A 15,953-nucleotide genomic window follows, 5' to 3' on the forward strand; every position below is an offset into this window, starting at 1 on the left:
TTGAGCTTATGTGCGTTCCTTACACGGAACCGGACGCCGACCTGGGTTCAACCCTGTCGGCCCTGAAGACCAACATTCCCGATGTAGATCGATTTGTCCGGACACTTTACGCGATCTGGCACGTGCCATCGGACATCTCACAGAAAATGACCGAGGCGCTGCGCACAACCGGGGCGCTGGACTGAGGCCCGACGGTCGGAGGGAGGTTAACGGTGACTCACTCTGCCCATTGCACAGCCGCACATAGGAAGATCCTAACACCGCAGCAAGACCCGGAAACGACCAATGTTAACTCTGCCTCAGCGCCTTGATCTGATGAAACTCGCAACGGAGATCGCAAAGACCAAAGCCAGCTGCTCCGACGAAAAGCCGGCCAAATTGGAAGAGGAAATCCTGTCCATATATGAGCGGCTCAGGCCAAGTGTCGAAAGCGGCAGCGCCTTTGAAAACACCAGCATGTCCGATGTGAAAACCGCCGTTGACGTCGCCTCGACCATCGACGGTTTTCTGGAATAGTCGACCCGTCGTCACAAACGCAATCGACGCCGCTTAGCGTCAGGATCTCGCGTGCCTGCTTACCGTTCAAACAACTATCTAGAGCGATCGGCCCACAGCCGACATTAGATGTCTCTCAGAGTCCACCCATCGGCTTTCCGAGAACTGCCGTTCGTTCAAAACGCAGAAATTTCAATGAGCGGATGGCCGTGAGACGAACAAACCTGCCATCGTTGAGAAGCGCTGTTAAGCAAACTTGATTGCATTCAGAGACCCGACTAACGTTTCTGCAACCATGTATTTTCGCGATTTTTAGGACAAGTAGATATAGATGACACCTGATGTACAAACCGCCCGCCGCATAGCTCAAGATCATTGCGCTGCTTGGACAAACCGGGCGCCTGGCGATGTCGCCGGAAGATATGCTGAGCATACAATCATGATAATGAACGGTGGCGACCCAATGGAGAGCCGGACGGAGATTGGCGACATGGCGGCGGGATTTATGGCTGACTTCCCTGACCTCGTTCTTAACCTCGACACGGTTCTCGTCGCCGATCACCACATGGTCTATGCGTGGACTTTCGAAGGCCATCATAAAGAGACTGGTAACCATGTTCGTTTCTCGGGCTGGGAAGAATGGGACTTAGACGACAACCTGAACGTCACCAAATCGCTCGGTTGGTATGATGGTGTGGATTATGAACGCCAAGTTGCGGGAACATGACCATATCCGGCGCCAATTCGGGCACTGTACGCACAGTCACATACGACAAGTCAGACCCGGTCGACCTCTAACCAGTGCTTTTTACCAACTACAGCAAGTGAGCCGGCGCCCATCGATATAGGCTTTTCTCATGTTCGGTAATTGATTTCGAAAGCCACTGCATGAACAGCTTTGCCGCTGGCCGAACCGGACCAGGCAGCGTGACAAGGTAATAGCCGATCTGCGGTATTGGATCATCAAACAGCGCCACGAGTTGTCCGGATTTCAACTCGTCAGAAATAAAGGCTGGTACCGTCGCCCCGATACCGTCACCTCGGCGGATGCCATCCAGCAGCATATTGCCCGGCATGCGGACAACTCTCCGGTCGGCGTCGGGCGGAATTCCGACCTTTTCCAACCACAGGTCAAATTCGACTGACGCTTGTTCCTGAAGAATCGTGAAATCAAGTAATTCTGCAGGTTTCGTGAGCACCCGGTTTCCGACTAGTTCGCGGGACGCGACGACCGTCAGACAGCCTGGTAGCAGCATCTGCGAAACGAGACCCGGCCAGCGTCCGGTTCCGTATCGGATGGCCATGTCAACTCCGCCCGGTTTGAGGTCGACAGCCTGGATCGTTGAATCGATCCTCAGTTCGATATTGGGGAATTCTGCAATGAAGGTCGACAGACGCGGCATGAGGAACGCGCTCGAGAACATCGGTGTCGCGCTGACCACCAGTGGCCGAACCGCCTCAGCACTTGATACGCTCTCGGTCAAAGACGCCATTGCAGCGAAAGCGTCAAGCAAACCCGCTGACAGGAATTCCCCTTGTGGCGTCAACGAAATGCCGTATCGCGTGCGGGTTATAAGCCGGGTGCCGATGCGCTGTTCGAGCACTCGGATCTGTTGGCTGACTGCGGAATGCGTCACGTTCAGTGCCTCTGCCGCCCGGGTCAGATTTCGAAACTCGGCAGCGGCGGCGAAGGCTCTGAGAGATGTCAAAGAAGGAAGCGTGCGCCAATCCATAAGTAAGACCATCTAACAATATAGGAAAATTTACAACTATGTGATCCCCCGAAGCCGGCGCATGCTGGTGCAGTAATTCATCGGCGACCACCGAAGGCAAACATCATGAAAATTGCTGTATTGGGACTGGGCTACATGGGGTCAGCGCTGGCGCATTGCTTGCTCAAGGCAGGCCGACAAGTCAGCGTTTGGAACCGCACGTCGGAAAAGGCAGAGGTTTTTGCTGGGGCTGGAGCCACGATCTGCTCTTCACCGGGTGATGCCGTTGCGGCGTCTGAATTTGTCATCATCTGTATCAAGAGCCACAAGGAAACTGTTGAACTGGTCAACGGGCTGAGTGTTTCGCTAAAGGGTAAGACCATTTGCGACATGAGCACGGGCGATACCTCGGATGCCGATAGACTGGTCGCCATCCTTGAGGGACAGGGGGCCGACTACATGCTGGGCATGATCAACGCCTATCCGTCCGGCATTGGTGGTGACGAAACCACAATCCTCACGGTGGGCAGTGCCGGAACCTGGGACCGCTATGGCAGTATCATCAGAGAATTAGGCGGAAAGTCCGACCATGTTGGAGAGAAACCAACGGCACTTGCCGCGCTCTTTGCCGGCCTTTTCACGGTTCGGCAGGGGTTCATGTTCGGAATGATCTATGGTGCACTTGTCTGCCAAAAAGCGGGCATCCCGATGCAGGTGTATGCCGACCAACTCCCTGCCACGATCAAATTGGTCAAGGACTATTATGATCTTTTTGCCAGAACTGTTCCGTTTGAGGATTACGACAGTGCGGAAGCCTCCCTGAAGGTTTACGCGATGGCGCAAAAGGATGCGTTGAAGACCTATCTCTCACTTAATGCTCCCGCTGATTTCATACAGTTGATGCATGACCGCACCAAAACGGCTTGGGACGATGGCTACGGCGACAGACAGCTGACCTCACTGGTCCGGCATATGACGGATACCTGATGCGAAAAGGCTCGGCCCAGAGCCGACATCCAACCCGCCATATTGATGCTGCGGTTGCAGCTCGCTTTGCAGACTTTCGCGGCGTCTATGCGGCGGTACCGAATGCAATCGATCAAATCGTAAGACTTTAGTGCTTGAAGTAAGACTAACCATGAGCACCCAACCTGGAAGCGCTGAAACTCGTGTCGATCTTAATGGAGGTGATCCGTTTAAGGCCCAACAATCCATTGATTATGTGGGCATGACCAAAGCTCAACGACCGCCAAAGCCAAAACCCATGCCGTACACCCCTGAGTCGGACCGCTACGAGCGGATGGTGTATCGGCGATGTGGGCGGTCCGGTATAAAACTCCCTGTTGTCAGCTTGGGGCTGTGGCACAATTTCGGCGCAGACTCACCGCACGAAAACAAGCGCGCCATGTGTCGTGCAGCGTTCGACCATGGGATCACTCATTTTGATCTGGCGAACAACTACGGTCCACCACCCGGTTCAGCCGAAGAGGCATTTGGCGAGATCCTCAAAACGGATTTCGCGGGTTACAGGGATGAGCTGATCATTTCCTCCAAAGCAGGCTACGACATGTGGCCGGGACCTTACGGAGAATGGGGGTCGCGCAAGTACATGATTGCGTCCTGTGACCAATCACTCGCGCGCATGGGGCTTGATTATGTCGACATCTTTTATTCCCACCGCTTTGACCCCGACACCCCGCTCGAAGAGACAATGGGTGCCTTGGATCATATCGTACGGTCGGGTCGCGCGCTCTACGCAGCTATCTCGAGCTACAACTCCCAACGCACGCGCGAGGCGGTGAAGATTCTCAACGATCTTGGGACACCTTGTCTGATTCACCAGCCTTCTTACAATCTGCTCAACCGTTGGGTGGAGCGGGACGGTTTGCTCGATACCCTTGACGATCTTGAGGTAGGATCGATTGCCTTCACGCCCCTGGCACAAGGCATTCTTACGTCGAAATACCTGCGCGATATTCCGGATGGCAGCCGTGCCACACAAGGAAAGTCGCTGCTCGATGACATGATTAACGAGCGATCTCTGGCAAGTGTCCGTGCTCTGAACGACATGGCCGAAGCTCGTGGTCAGACTCTGGCTCAAATGGCTCTGGCCTGGGTGCTCAGAGGTGAGCGCGTGACCACCGCACTTATCGGCGCGTCCCGGCCGGAACAGATCGTCGACTGCGTAGGCGTTGTTGATAATCTCGACTTCAGTTCTGACGAGTTGAAAAAGATCGATGAAATCAGTTCGGAAGAAGATATCAATTTATGGGCAAGGTCGTCAGAAACAGAATGACCAATCTTATAATTGCAAAAACCCGAGAACATTTGGAACTTGAGGTCATTGTCGGCTGCAGCTTCTGCAGCTCGGCTAAATAACCATCAAGACTAACCGGCCCTTCGCGGACATCCGGCAATCCAGATTCTCGGCCATCCGATTCCCCGAAACCAGACGTTGGTACAAATCGCAGCATCTTGACTAGATAATTGAGCGGCTTGCGGACAAAACAGCTTTTCGCCACTGCTCCACAAAGGACCGCTATCACGAAGCGCCCCGTCTCTCCACTTGGTAGTCTATCGCAGCATGCCACGAGACCGCGGAGACAATAACGATCCCTCCAATTATCGCTGCGACTGGCGGAAGTTCACTCAAAAAGATCCAGGCCAACAGGGTTGCGCAAGGGATCTCGATGGTGCCCAGAAGGGCTGATTGTGCGGAAGGGATGAGCCGTGTCCCTTCCGTCCAAAGTATTACCGCACTGGCAAATGCAATTCCGAAAAAGAAAAGTAATGCCGCATCTTGCGCGGAGACATCTAAAGGTGTTCCAATCAGTGACCCAACGACAAAAAGTTGCAATGCCGATGCGCCACCCGCCCAGACAACTGGCACATCAGCAAATTTGCGTATGAGAACAATGTATGCGGCATTGCCGAGCGTCATCCCAATGGCCAGCAGGTCTCCCGCCAATTTTCCGGTCCCCATACCGCCGGACACGATGATCACGACGCCAAGCAATGAAAACGCGCCAGCAATCAATGTCCGGCCCTTCGCGATTTCACGCATGGCCAACCATGCCAGGCCCGCTGCAGAAAACGGGGCGGTTGCGTAGATCACAGCTACGTTTGCCACGTATGTTAATTTGAATGCATAGATAAACATGATACTTGCGACACTGCCGACGCTTGCCAACATCCAGCCTCGCCAGCCTAACCGAAACGCCTGACCTCGTGGCTGCCCGCCACGGCGAAGCTCGACATAAGCAATAACGGCCAGCCCTCCGATCAATCCACGCCAACAGACGATGGTCCAACCATCCGCTTCGATCATCTTTGTCAGGACACCCGATACGCTAAAGATGACCGCCGAAAGCGCCACCAAAACAATCCCAGTTAAATGCGGTGAACGCTTCATTTCTACAACTTTCAGATGTTTGCGTTGTTCTGTTACACAGACACTGCTGCCAACTGCATGTCAGCAGTCATTGGATGAAACAATCCTCCTTACGATCGCTAATGAATCAAACAGCATCGGTGACTATGAGTTCGAAACGGAACTCGGTGGATAGGCAGAAGCATATTCTTGTTCGTGCACGCCCTACATCGCTCACGGCTGAAGGAGGCATCCAGGGTCCTAACTGGGCACAGAGCTGTAACTCTCATCATCAATACTCGGTAAGCCGAATGAAGGTAGCGATGTTGACGATCTACACACTGGGACGCTGAGCACACGATAAACCAATCGACGGGCTGAGGGGTCGCCCTCTTGTGTACTGATCATTCGCGCCTAAATGTAAATGGTGTTTACATGGAGGTTTTGCGGTGCATGTCATACGAGACTGGGTTCTGGCTTCAGCGGTCATCCTTGCCTTTGCTCCAACACAATTACCGGCTCAAACCGGCGTCGGAGCCACTGGGCGCGTCATCGAGATCGAGGTTCCGGCACCTGCACTTGAGGGCAATCTTCTGGAAAGCCCCAACATTCAATCCGCTGCCATCTATCTGCCGCCCAACTACGACCAGCAGCCAGATGATCACTTCCCGGTAATCTACCTGCTTCATGGCATCTTTGACGATTATGGGGTCTGGATAGAGAATTTTAACGTGCCAACGATCTTGGATCGTCTGATCACAACAGGGCAAGTACCGGAGCTGATCGTGGTCATGCCCAATGGCGGAAACAAATACGGCGGCGGGTTCTACCGCAACTCGCCCGTTAGCGGGAACTGGGCGGATTACATTACGGACGATCTGGTCGGGGCAATTGATGCGCGGTTCCGGACTATCCCGAATGACGCAGGCCGCGCCGTTGTGGGCCATTCCATGGGTGGTTACGGCGCGCTTCATCTCGCCATGACGCGTCCCGGCGTTTTTTCCGTGGTTTGGGCCCTCAGCCCTTGTTGTCTTGCCGCCAATGATGACCTGAGCTTTGGCAACGATGCTTGGCAGCGTGCTGCATCGGTCCGTCAGTCGGAGGATCTTCAAAACCTTATCGATAGCCGCGATTTCTATCCAATTGCTGTACTTGGAGTTGTGACGGCGTTCAGCCCCGATGTAGAGGCAGAACCCACCTACGGTGACTTTCCATTTGAGGTCGTGCGCGGAGAGGTCGTCCTGGACAATACAGCGTTCGATCAGTACCTGGATGAACTGCCTGTTCGGCAGGTGCGAACAGCCCGAAGCAATCTTCGTCAACTGAATGGGCTGGCAATAGATGTAGGTCTAAACGATCAATTCTTGCATATCCCAACGGGAACGCTTGAATTGTCGCAACAGTTCGGAAAGGAACGCATTCCCCACCGTTTGGATGTCTATGCGGGGGACCATCGCGAACAAGTCAGCGATCGTTTAGAAAACATCATTCTTCCCTGGGTCGCAGAGCGATTCATAGTCGCGAAATAGACAAGTATAGGGGTCCGTTTTGAAAGGACGGCCCATTCCTGACCTTGGAAGCACCATCCGTTGCTGCACCGCAGCTTCCCCAAAGCGGACATCCCTAAATCTCCCGAAGCACTCAAGGCCAAAGCGTATCGGTGAAGCTGGAATGCTGGTTTCTCAGTCAAATCAAATTAGGACGTTGAGTGCCCAAGAGTTTGAACAATAGCTTGGCTCCCGAAGTAGCTTCATCGCAACAGTTGACACGCAGTGACCTCATTAACAGCCAAGGTCGTGTCGTAGAGTATCGCGAGCCGCAGAAGCGATTTCACATCGACATCATGGGGCAAAGCCGAAAGCGGATCGATGAAAAAAATCAGCGTATCGAGCCTGCCTTCCGCGATCATCGCCCCGATCTGCGCGTCGCCGCCGAGTGGCCCGCTTTTGAGTGGCGTGATCTCCAAACCCGTCTCTTCGGCGATAAGACCACCGGTCGTTCCTGTCCCAAAGAGTGTAAGGCCAGACAGCTCTGCTTCATGCTTCTTCACCCATGCGATCATCTGATCTTTCTTTTTGTCATGGGCCACGAGCGCGACGTTCTTCATTTAGCAACTTTCTGGGGCTGTGGCGCGTCTTTGTCAGCCGCCCAATTCCAGGCAATCGGCGACTTGCGCTTCAAGGCACCGCTCAGATGCTGACGCATGCGATAAGACGCATCGACCGTATTGCCCGCTTCCAGAAGTTCGAGGATTTCAAGGTGCTCGGTGCATTGCTCGACGAGACGCTCGCGGTTCACCTCGGCGCGGTACTCCATCAGACGCCGCATACGATTGACCCGTTGCAAGGCCATCAAGAAGTAAGGGTTGCCCGAGAGTTTGATCAGCTCTTCATGGAACAGCGCGCCATTCTCCAGAAGGGATTCCGCAGGAACCGCGCTGAAATCCATCTCCAACATGCCTTCTTGGATGCGGCGCTGTTCGGTCAGGATCTTCCTGTCCAACTCAAAGGATGGCTCTAGCATGGCCGCGGGCTCAATGGCCATGCGAAACCGATAAATCTCATCGAAGGCTTCTGGCGTATTGGCCACAGCAAGAAAGCGCCATCCATAGCCTTCCTTGCGTTCGATCCAACCTTCGCGCGCGGCACGCACCAGAATGTCGTGGGCCCAAGCCTTTGACCAGCTATAGTGCTGACGCAGAAACTGCTCAGTCACTTCCTCAGGGAGCCGTCCCGTCAGCCAATCCTCTGCAAGCCGGTGGTACGCATCGTTGAGCGACTCCGGTTGCTGGTCCAGAACTTCGGTCAATGTTTCCGGATCGGTATCGGCGACAAAGTAGCCCCGGTTCTCCTGTCGAACGAGAAATCCATCGACCTCAAGCATGTTCATGGCTTCACGAATAGGGGTCCGGGAGACACCGTATCTATCTGCCAGCTGTTGCGCCCCAAGATGCTGACCAGCTTCGATGCTGCCGGCAGCGATGTCCTGCAGTAGGCGCCGCGATATGCGTTGAGAAAGGTCGCTTGTCCGCATGCGTGAGGTTCGTCCTTCAGAGTTCCACGGTACCCGGGCTATGCTGCCGTTGTTTCACCTCACTCAGATTGCACTTTTAGACCAAAAACATAAGCACAAATCGGCTTTTTCCGAGGTTAAGGTGCAAAATTGCGTTCATTCTGACCTATGACGCCTCGCCGTTTGCTTCGAGGCGGCGGTCTTTTGTTCGGCTGCGCAGCGACAGCAAGATTGGTATCACGATGATCGTCAGCAGGATGATCGACAGCACCAGTGAGACTGGACGCTCCCAGAATAGGCTCATGGTGCCTTGTGAGATAATGTAGGTCTGCAGGAAGGTTTCTTCGGCCATCGACCCCAGCACAAGCGCAAGCACCGTCGCGGCCGGTGAATAGCCATAGGACTTCATGGCGAAGCCAACCAAACCGCTGAGAACGAGGATCCACGTCTCTACGATGCTGGCGTTGATGGCAAAGGCACCGATGACACAAAGCAGCACGATAACGGGGACGACGTTCACGTAGGGGATGTCGAGGAACTTTACGAAGAGCGGGATAGCAAAGATGCTCATCGCGATCAGGATCATATTGCCGAGATACATGCTCGCGATGAGGCCCCAGACAAACTCGGGATCGTTAACGATAAGAAGCGGGCCGGGTTGCAGCCCCCACATCAGGAACGCGCCCAAAAGGACCGCCGTTGCCCCAGAGCCGGGGATACCAAGAGACAGCAGCGGGACCATTGCACCGGCGGAGGCCGCGTTGTTGGCGGCTTCTGGGGCCACCAGACCACGCATTTCGCCTTTGCCAAACTTTTCTGGGTCTTTGGCCACTTTCTTTTCCACCGAGTAGCCGATGATTGAACCAAGGGTCGCGCCCGAGCCAGGCAAAACACCGGCGATAAAGCCGATGGCAGAGCCGCGCCAGAAGGTCCAACGGGACTCATGATAATCCTCGCGTGAAGGCCAGAACTCCTTGTCGCGGAAACTGATCCGCAAGCGTTTGGCGGGTTGGCGATGCTGGCCGTTGAAGATGCAGTGCAGCAGCTCACCGATACCGAACAAGCCGATAGCGACTGCCACGAAGTAGACCCCGCCGATCAGTTCAGGCGAGCCGAACGTGTAGCGCTGCTGGCCGCTCATCACATCTACACCGACGGTGCCGATGGCAAATCCGATCAGCGCCGAGATAAATCCCTTGAACTTGTTATCGCCCATCATGGTGGTCAGCATCAAAAGACCAACGGCGATGATCAGGAAGTATTCTGAGGGACCGAAGGAAGCCGCGAAGTTGGCCAGAGACGGCGCGAGCGCGGTAATCAGGATCACGCCAATGGTGCCGCCGAAGAATGAGGCAATGGCCTGCATCACGAGGGCCGGTCCTGCCCTGCCCTTCTGGGCCAGCGGGTACCCGTCGATGGTCGACGCGACCGTCGCGGACTCGCCAGGTGTGTTGATCAGGATCGACGTAATCGTCCCACCATACATCGAGCCGTAGTAAATGCCCGCGAGCATGATGATCGCGATAGTGGGTTGGAGCCCAAATGTCATAGGGATCAGCACGGCGATCCCGGCAGCCGGGCCAAAGCCCGGGAACAGACCGACGATCATGCCAAGGAAGGCGCCAATGACGAGGAACAGAAACCCTTCAGGCGACGCAGCGACGCTGAGACCAAGGGCAAGATTTGAAGCGATATCGGCGAGCATCCGACGTTTCCTTTCGGGGGCGATTAAAAGCCGAGCGGGCCGACAGGCAGCGAGGCGTTCAGAAGGATTTTGAAGAGACCGTAAAGGAAGCCGGGCAAGGCGACGCTGTAGATCAGATTGCTGACAATGTGAGGGCGATTGAAGGTGAACAAGAAGACCAGCATGAAGACCACCATTGCGAGCAATGCTCCCAACACGTTCAGAAGCCCGACGAAGCCACAGATGTAGAGAAACACGATCAGGACATCCCGGCCGAATTCCGGCCCACCATCGATCGCATGAGCGTCGACGCCGAGTGCATCGGCTTTGGCTTCCGCTTCCGGATCGGCCTGGTGGACAGGCTCGATGCCGGTTTGTTGTGCTTCCCTCCACTCGCATACATCACCCCAGAGGTTGACGGCGCAGGAGATCATCAGAAGAACGCCTATGACGAGCGGGAAGAACCCGGCAGCCGGACGCCCGGAGGATGTCAGCAATGTCAGCGTGCTGAGACCGTATGCCGTGTATCCAACGGCCAAAACAAGCAGACCAGCTGCAAACCACTTTTTCATCGGACCTCCCCTTCCGAATTGAACTCAGGGTATCGGTGGGCATAGAAAATCTACGCCCACTGAAACGCTTTGCAGCTATTCTGTGATCGCGCCGATCTCAACGAGTGTCGCGCGATACTGCTTGCTGGTCTCTTCGAGATAGCTTGCGAACTCGTCACCCCAGATCGGGTTGCCGGACATGCCGTTCTTGACGAGATACTCTTGCCATTCCGGGGTCTCGACAACCTTCTTGAGGGTTGCGATCCACCACTCCTGAACGGCCGGGTCGAGATCATTTGGCATCACGACGCCGCGCGGCAAGGAGAAGCTGAAGTCGTAGCCGAGCTCTTTGAAGGTCGGTACGTCTGGATTGTTCGTGCTGCGGGCGGAATCCGAGAAGGCCAGCGCCTTGAGAGTGCCAGCTTCCAACTGGCCGGACACTTCCGAGGGGTTTGCAACCACGGCATCCACACTGCCCGATGTCAGCGCTGTCACGAGTTCACCACCTGATCCGATAGGGACATATTCGAACTCAATGCTGGCGGCTTTGGCGAACAGAGCAGCCGTGACACGTTCGGGACCGGCGGATCCACTGCCTGCAATGGTTACGCGGCCCGCATTGGCTGCGTCTACAAACGCATCGACATCACCGAAATCGGAATCGGAGCGCACGACCAGAAGCATGGCGTCACTGGCAAGCAGTCCGATGGGTGTGAAATCGGCGTAGGTCCAGTCCGTGTCGGCCACGAGCGGCGTCCCGATGAAATTGCCGCTGGTGGAGGTCAGACGATACGGGTCGCCAGCTTTCTGGCTGACGTAGCTGAAGCCGACCGCACCGCTGCCGCCTTCGCGGTTCTCGACTACGATGTCGTTTCCATAAAGCTCGTATTGACGAAGGACATCCACGACCGTGCGCGACATGCGGTCATTACCGCCGCCAGGCCCGAAAGCGATTGTGTAAGTCAGCCGCTCAGACGGATAGTCTTCGGCGGCGGCCGGCAAGGCGATTGCAGTGGCAACTGCCGCTGCTGCGAGCATGCTAAAGGTTCGACGCGTGATCATGGTTTCCTCCCTTGGATCATTTTGCATTTTTATGACATTCAGTGCAATAAGGCCATAAATTGCACCTTGTCAACTAAAAATGCAAAATTGACCATCCTAGTTCCAATAGTTTCAACATAGCAATGCACACTAAAGCGTAGGAAAACATCAAATTTGGGCTATAAGAAGGGCTGTAAGGCGTTTTTGCCCCGAGAGCGTAATTGCTTTTTCAGCTTGATAATTGCATATTTATCTGTAAAAGGCCAATTTAAGCACCGAGAATGAGATGGCTATTGGCCGGGAGGAGTTTTGAAAATGAAGATCATGACGTTGCCCTGTGATGGGATCGGTCCGGAGATCATGGCCGCGACGCTGCAGGTCATGCAGGCCACCAACGACCGCTTTGATTTGGGACTAACGTTTCATGAAGAGGAGTCAGGTTTTGATAGCCTCAAAAAACACGGCATCACCTTGCGCGACGAAGTTCTGGACCGGGCGCGCACCCAATTTGATGGTGTGATCCTGGGTACACAGTCCCATATGGACTACCCCCCTGTCGCAGAAGGCGGGCGCAACGTTTCCGCAGGCTTTCGGATCGGTCTTGACCTTTATGCCAATGTCCGCCCAGCCCGCTCGCGTGACTTCCTTCCCAACAAGGCAGCTGGCATGGACCTGGTGATCATGCGCGAGGCCACCGAAGGGTTTTACCCGGATCGCAATATGTTCAAGGGGGTCGGTGAGATGATGCCGGACCCCGACATGGCCCTGTCTGTCCGCAAAATTACGCGGCACGGCTCAATGCGTATCTGCCGCGAGGCCTTCAAATTGGCCATGCAGCGCGACAGAAAGGTTGCAGCAATCCACAAGGCCAACTCTTTCCTGATGACCGACGGGCTGTTCCTGGAATGCTTCCGAGAGGTCGCGAAGGATTATCCCGAGGTTGAAACCGAAGAACTCATCGTCGACGCGTTTGCTGCCCTGCTGGTGCGTCAGCCCGAGAAATATGATGTCGTCGTCGCAACCAATTTTTACGGCGATATCCTCTCCGATCTCGCCTCCGAACTCTCAGGGTCGCTGGGGCTTGCGGGTTCAATCAATGCGAATGCCGAAACCGGTTTGTGCTGCGCCCAAGCCCAGCACGGCTCCGCCCCGGACATCGCAGGCAAAAACGTGGCCAATCCCACCTCCCTCATCCTGTCCGCCGCCATGATGCTGTCATGGCTCGGTGAACAGCGCGGTGTTCCAAAACTGATGGATGCGGGCAAAGCGATCGCGGATGCTGTTGATGCTGTCATTGACGATCCGGCGAAGCGCACGCGTGATCTTGGCGGCTCGGTCAACACCGACGCTTTTGGACGCTTTGTTGCGGATGCTGTTGCCCGTGAAGCTGTGGCTGCTTGAGGCACTCCCTGCGGACCCTCCCTCCGCACTTTCGGTGGCACCGTCTCCGGGCGGTGTCACCTCCTTTATTGAAGAAGTTGGCACATGAAAGCTCGTCCTCGCATCGCCCTCATACATGCAACGCGTGTCGCCGTTGAACCCATCGAAGCCACAGCAGCCCGGCTGTGGCCCGAGGCTGAGACAATGACGATCCTTGAAGAAGGTTTGTCCATTGATCGGCAGAAGTCCGACGGCCTCACGCTCGCACTCTGGGACCGCATCGTGGGTCTGGCAAAATACGCAGAGTGCGCCGGATCGCAGGGCGTGCTTTTTACCTGTTCCGCCTTTGGCGAAGCCATCGAAGACGCTGCAGATGGCAGTCCGATTCCCGTAATGAAACCCAACGAGGCCATGTTTGATGCGGCCTTCGCGCACGGAGACCGCGTCGCCATGATCACAACATTCGGACCCGCCGCCGGAGGCATGGAGGATGAGTTTCGCGCCGCAGCGGCAGCACGCGGCAGCAAGGCCCAGATAACATCCTATTTCTGCGAAGGTGCGCTTAATGCCAAACGTGCCGGAGATAATGCAACACATGACCGGCTCATCGCAGAACTGGCGTCCCAAATCACGGATGCCGATGTGATCATGCTTGGCCAATTCTCCATGGCAGGTGCAGCTGAAGCGGTTCGAGCCGCGACAAGCATACCAGTGTTGACCAGTCCTGAGGCTGCCATTCACGAAATGCGGCGCCGGGTAGAGAAGAGCCGAAGAGGTGCTGCGTCATGTTGATCGGCGTTATTGCAGACGACTTCACGGGTGCAAGCGACATCGCCAACACATTGGCGAAAGGTGTAGCGCCGGAAGGTGGGTTGAGAACGGCTCAGTTTGCCGGTGTTCCCAATGTCTCGGCGGACCCGACACTGGAAGCCGGAGTGATCTCTCTCAAGAGCCGCTCCGCGCCGGTAGATGAAGCGGTTGCAGACAGTCTTGCAGCCCTGCAATGGCTGCGCGATCAAGGCTGCGAGCAGATCATCTTCAAATACTGCTCAACCTTTGACTCGACGAGAGCAGGCAACATCGGCCCGGTCGCAGACGCATTGGCAGACGCCCTTGACGCGAAGGGCGTCTTGGTGTGCCCCGCTTTCCCGACCACCGGTCGCACCGTCTACCAAGGGCACTTATTCGTTTTCGACAAGCTGCTTAACGAGTCCGGGATGCAGCACCACCCGCTCACGCCGATGACCGATCCCGATCTGCGTCGGTGGTTGGGTCATCAGACGAAAAGCAGCATCGGACATCTTCCGTTGAAATCAGTCCTCGCGGACGTGCATGAAGCAAAGAACATCCTGTCTGCCGAGATGATGAACGGACATCGTTTCATTGTGGCGGATGCGGTGACCGACGACGACGTTCTCGTGCTCGGAGAAGCGGTCGCAGAAAGACCTCTGATAACTGGCGGCTCCGGCATTGCCCTGGGCCTGCCGCGAAACTTCATCCGGGCCGGGAAGGCGAAAGGCGACGGGGTCCAGTTTACCGCGCTGTCAGGACCGGAAGCGATCCTTGCAGGTTCGTGCTCTGGTGCCACACGTGGTCAAGTCGCCTTACACGCTAAGAACCATCCCGCCCTCGCAATCGATGTGCCCGGCGTCATGTCAGGCACGGTGATCGTTGCGAACCTGGTGGCGTTTATCAAAGCCAACAGTGGACTAGCTCCATTGGTCTATTCGTCCGGGACGCCGGAGGAAGTCAAAGACCTCCAATCAAAATACGGTCGTGAAGCGGTATCAGCGAAGCTGGATGACCTCTTCGCGACAACAGCGCAGCAGCTGGTGAAGAAAGGATATAGCCGAATTGTTGTGGCAGGGGGCGAGACCTCCGGAGCGGTCGCGAAAGCGATCACCGATCAGCTAGGCGTTTCCGCCATGACAATTGGTCCCGAGATTGATCCAGGTGTCCCGATCCTCACCGTCGGAACCGATCAATCCGTCGCGATCGCACTAAAGTCCGGGAACTTCGGGGCGGAGGACTTCTTCGTTAAGGCGCTGCGCAAAATGGAAGGAGCATCGTGATGGATGAGAGCGAACTTCGCCAGCAAATGTCGGCGCTTTGCGCGTCCCTGTTCCAACGCGGGTTTAGCGTCGGTACTGCGGGCAATGTCTCGGCAAAGATCGGTGATGATATCCTCATGACGCCAACCAATTCGACACTCGGCGTGATTGATCCGGAGCGGATCGCCAAGCTGGATGCTGAGGGCAATCACATCTCAGGGGATAAGCCCACAAAGGAAGCCTTTCTGCACCGCGCCTTCTATGAGACACGCCCGCAATGTGGGGCAGTGGTGCATCTTCATTCAACTTGGGCGACTACGATATCCTGTATCGAAGATACCGATCCCGATGACTGTGTCCCACCTTTGACGCCCTATGTCGTGATGCGTGTCGGTCAGGTCAAACTTGTGCCTTATGTCAAGCCCGGAGACCCCAAAGCTGGCGATCTGATCGCAGGCTTGGAAGGCGCATATGCCGCCGTATTGCTCGCCAATCACGGACCGGTAGTCAGCGGCAAGGATTTGTTCTCCGCAGTCTGCGCAGCTGAAGAACTGGAAGAAACGGCCAAGCTTCTGATGATCACACGCGGTGAGAAAACGCGGCTTCTGAGTGATGAAGCTGTCGCCGACCTGCGCCGCAGCTTTCCCAACATGTGAG

The 15,953-nt window shown here is 55.6% G+C and carries 17 protein-coding genes; 10 read left to right on the top strand and 7 right to left on the bottom strand.

The features are described 5' to 3' along the window. The 3 genes from ACR0EL_RS15845 to ACR0EL_RS15855 form a co-directional block, all read left to right on the top strand. The coding region (locus ACR0EL_RS15845; RefSeq protein ID WP_480500976.1) for a hypothetical protein at positions 1-185 on the top strand (185 nt) is incomplete at its 5' end. Between the two features lie 100 nt (positions 186-285). Further along, a complete protein-coding gene (locus ACR0EL_RS15850; RefSeq protein ID WP_480500978.1) occupies positions 286-516 on the top strand; it encodes a hypothetical protein in 231 nt (76 codons plus the stop codon). A 310-nt stretch (positions 517-826) separates the two neighbouring features. Then, positions 827-1,222 (top strand): nuclear transport factor 2 family protein, encoded by a 396-nt coding sequence (locus ACR0EL_RS15855; RefSeq protein WP_170347506.1) that lies wholly within the window; start codon positions 827-829, stop codon positions 1,220-1,222. Between the two features lie 88 nt (positions 1,223-1,310). On the opposite strand, the gene ACR0EL_RS15860 is transcribed toward ACR0EL_RS15855, so the two are convergent. After that, positions 1,311-2,204 (bottom strand): LysR family transcriptional regulator, encoded by an 894-nt coding sequence (locus tag ACR0EL_RS15860; RefSeq protein ID WP_480500980.1) that lies wholly within the window; start codon positions 2,202-2,204, stop codon positions 1,311-1,313. Between the two features lie 129 nt (positions 2,205-2,333). On the opposite strand from ACR0EL_RS15860, the gene ACR0EL_RS15865 reads away from it, so the two are divergent. Further along, positions 2,334-3,194 (top strand): NAD(P)-dependent oxidoreductase, encoded by an 861-nt coding sequence (locus tag ACR0EL_RS15865; RefSeq protein WP_480500982.1) that lies wholly within the window; start codon positions 2,334-2,336, stop codon positions 3,192-3,194. Positions 3,195-3,471: 277 nt separating this feature from the next. Further along, positions 3,472-4,503, top strand: coding sequence for an L-glyceraldehyde 3-phosphate reductase (gene mgrA / locus ACR0EL_RS15870; protein WP_480501181.1), 1,032 nt, complete (start codon positions 3,472-3,474; stop codon positions 4,501-4,503). Positions 4,504-4,749: 246 nt separating this feature from the next. Here the strand turns inward: mgrA and ACR0EL_RS15875 are convergent, their stop codons facing one another. Then, entirely contained in the window at positions 4,750-5,619 is an 870-nt protein-coding gene (locus tag ACR0EL_RS15875) for a DMT family transporter (RefSeq protein ID WP_480500984.1), read from the bottom strand. A 407-nt stretch (positions 5,620-6,026) separates the two neighbouring features. On the opposite strand from ACR0EL_RS15875, the gene ACR0EL_RS15880 reads away from it, so the two are divergent. Next, positions 6,027-7,106: an alpha/beta hydrolase gene (locus tag ACR0EL_RS15880; RefSeq protein WP_480500986.1), complete on the top strand. Its 1,080-nt coding sequence runs from the start codon at positions 6,027-6,029 to the stop codon at positions 7,104-7,106. Between the two features lie 221 nt (positions 7,107-7,327). On the opposite strand, the gene ACR0EL_RS15885 is transcribed toward ACR0EL_RS15880, so the two are convergent. The 5 genes from ACR0EL_RS15885 to ACR0EL_RS15905 all read right to left on the bottom strand — a co-directional run bounded on the left by ACR0EL_RS15885 (position 7,328) and on the right by ACR0EL_RS15905 (position 11,886). Then, the gene (locus ACR0EL_RS15885) at positions 7,328-7,684 is read right to left on the bottom strand and encodes a methylglyoxal synthase (protein WP_480500988.1); all 357 of its coding nucleotides are present in this window, start codon (positions 7,682-7,684) and stop codon (positions 7,328-7,330) included. Beyond that, positions 7,681-8,610 (bottom strand): GntR family transcriptional regulator, encoded by a 930-nt coding sequence (locus tag ACR0EL_RS15890; protein ID WP_480500990.1) that lies wholly within the window; start codon positions 8,608-8,610, stop codon positions 7,681-7,683. The genes ACR0EL_RS15885 and ACR0EL_RS15890 overlap by 4 nt, the downstream gene beginning before the upstream one ends. Positions 8,611-8,755: 145 nt before the next feature. Beyond that, complete coding sequence (locus ACR0EL_RS15895; protein WP_480500992.1) at positions 8,756-10,294, bottom strand: tripartite tricarboxylate transporter permease; 1,539 nt, start codon at positions 10,292-10,294, stop codon at positions 8,756-8,758. Between the two features lie 23 nt (positions 10,295-10,317). Further along, positions 10,318-10,845: a tripartite tricarboxylate transporter TctB family protein gene (locus tag ACR0EL_RS15900; RefSeq protein ID WP_480500994.1), complete on the bottom strand. Its 528-nt coding sequence runs from the start codon at positions 10,843-10,845 to the stop codon at positions 10,318-10,320. A 75-nt stretch (positions 10,846-10,920) separates the two neighbouring features. After that, positions 10,921-11,886 (bottom strand): Bug family tripartite tricarboxylate transporter substrate binding protein, encoded by a 966-nt coding sequence (locus ACR0EL_RS15905; protein WP_480500996.1) that lies wholly within the window; start codon positions 11,884-11,886, stop codon positions 10,921-10,923. 294 nt (positions 11,887-12,180) lie between these two features. On the opposite strand from ACR0EL_RS15905, the gene ACR0EL_RS15910 reads away from it, so the two are divergent. The 4 genes from ACR0EL_RS15910 to otnC all read left to right on the top strand — a co-directional run bounded on the left by ACR0EL_RS15910 (position 12,181) and on the right by otnC (position 15,952). Then, positions 12,181-13,266, top strand: a complete 1,086-nt coding sequence (locus ACR0EL_RS15910) for an isocitrate/isopropylmalate dehydrogenase family protein (RefSeq protein WP_299410922.1) — start codon at positions 12,181-12,183, stop codon at positions 13,264-13,266. 84 nt (positions 13,267-13,350) lie between these two features. Next, positions 13,351-14,037 (top strand): aspartate/glutamate racemase family protein, encoded by a 687-nt coding sequence (locus ACR0EL_RS15915; RefSeq protein WP_480500999.1) that lies wholly within the window; start codon positions 13,351-13,353, stop codon positions 14,035-14,037. Then, positions 14,031-15,317: a 3-oxo-tetronate kinase gene (gene otnK, locus ACR0EL_RS15920; RefSeq protein ID WP_480501001.1), complete on the top strand. Its 1,287-nt coding sequence runs from the start codon at positions 14,031-14,033 to the stop codon at positions 15,315-15,317. The genes ACR0EL_RS15915 and otnK overlap by 7 nt, the downstream gene beginning before the upstream one ends. Continuing rightward, complete coding sequence (gene otnC, locus ACR0EL_RS15925; protein ID WP_480501003.1) at positions 15,317-15,952, top strand: 3-oxo-tetronate 4-phosphate decarboxylase; 636 nt, start codon at positions 15,317-15,319, stop codon at positions 15,950-15,952. Before otnK ends, otnC begins: the two co-directional genes overlap by 1 nt. The last annotated feature ends 1 nt before the right edge of the window (position 15,953 follow it).

This window comes from Ruegeria sp. AH12 (assembly GCF_056541465.1).

Coding starts and splice junctions, on each gene's coding strand:
- ACR0EL_RS15850 (WP_480500978.1), top strand. CDS start 286: ATGTTAACTCTGCCTCAGCGCCTTGATCTGATGAAACTCGCAACGGAG.
- ACR0EL_RS15855 (WP_170347506.1), top strand. CDS start 827: ATGACACCTGATGTACAAACCGCCCGCCGCATAGCTCAAGATCATTGC.
- ACR0EL_RS15865 (WP_480500982.1), top strand. CDS start 2,334: ATGAAAATTGCTGTATTGGGACTGGGCTACATGGGGTCAGCGCTGGCG.
- mgrA (WP_480501181.1), top strand. CDS start 3,472: ATGCCGTACACCCCTGAGTCGGACCGCTACGAGCGGATGGTGTATCGG.
- ACR0EL_RS15875 (WP_480500984.1), bottom strand. CDS start 5,619: ATGAAGCGTTCACCGCATTTAACTGGGATTGTTTTGGTGGCGCTTTCG.
- ACR0EL_RS15885 (WP_480500988.1), bottom strand. CDS start 7,684: ATGAAGAACGTCGCGCTCGTGGCCCATGACAAAAAGAAAGATCAGATG.
- ACR0EL_RS15890 (WP_480500990.1), bottom strand. CDS start 8,610: ATGCGGACAAGCGACCTTTCTCAACGCATATCGCGGCGCCTACTGCAG.
- ACR0EL_RS15895 (WP_480500992.1), bottom strand. CDS start 10,294: ATGCTCGCCGATATCGCTTCAAATCTTGCCCTTGGTCTCAGCGTCGCT.
- ACR0EL_RS15900 (WP_480500994.1), bottom strand. CDS start 10,845: ATGAAAAAGTGGTTTGCAGCTGGTCTGCTTGTTTTGGCCGTTGGATAC.
- ACR0EL_RS15905 (WP_480500996.1), bottom strand. CDS start 11,886: ATGATCACGCGTCGAACCTTTAGCATGCTCGCAGCAGCGGCAGTTGCC.
- ACR0EL_RS15910 (WP_299410922.1), top strand. CDS start 12,181: ATGAAGATCATGACGTTGCCCTGTGATGGGATCGGTCCGGAGATCATG.
- ACR0EL_RS15915 (WP_480500999.1), top strand. CDS start 13,351: ATGAAAGCTCGTCCTCGCATCGCCCTCATACATGCAACGCGTGTCGCC.
- otnK (WP_480501001.1), top strand. CDS start 14,031: ATGTTGATCGGCGTTATTGCAGACGACTTCACGGGTGCAAGCGACATC.
- otnC (WP_480501003.1), top strand. CDS start 15,317: ATGGATGAGAGCGAACTTCGCCAGCAAATGTCGGCGCTTTGCGCGTCC.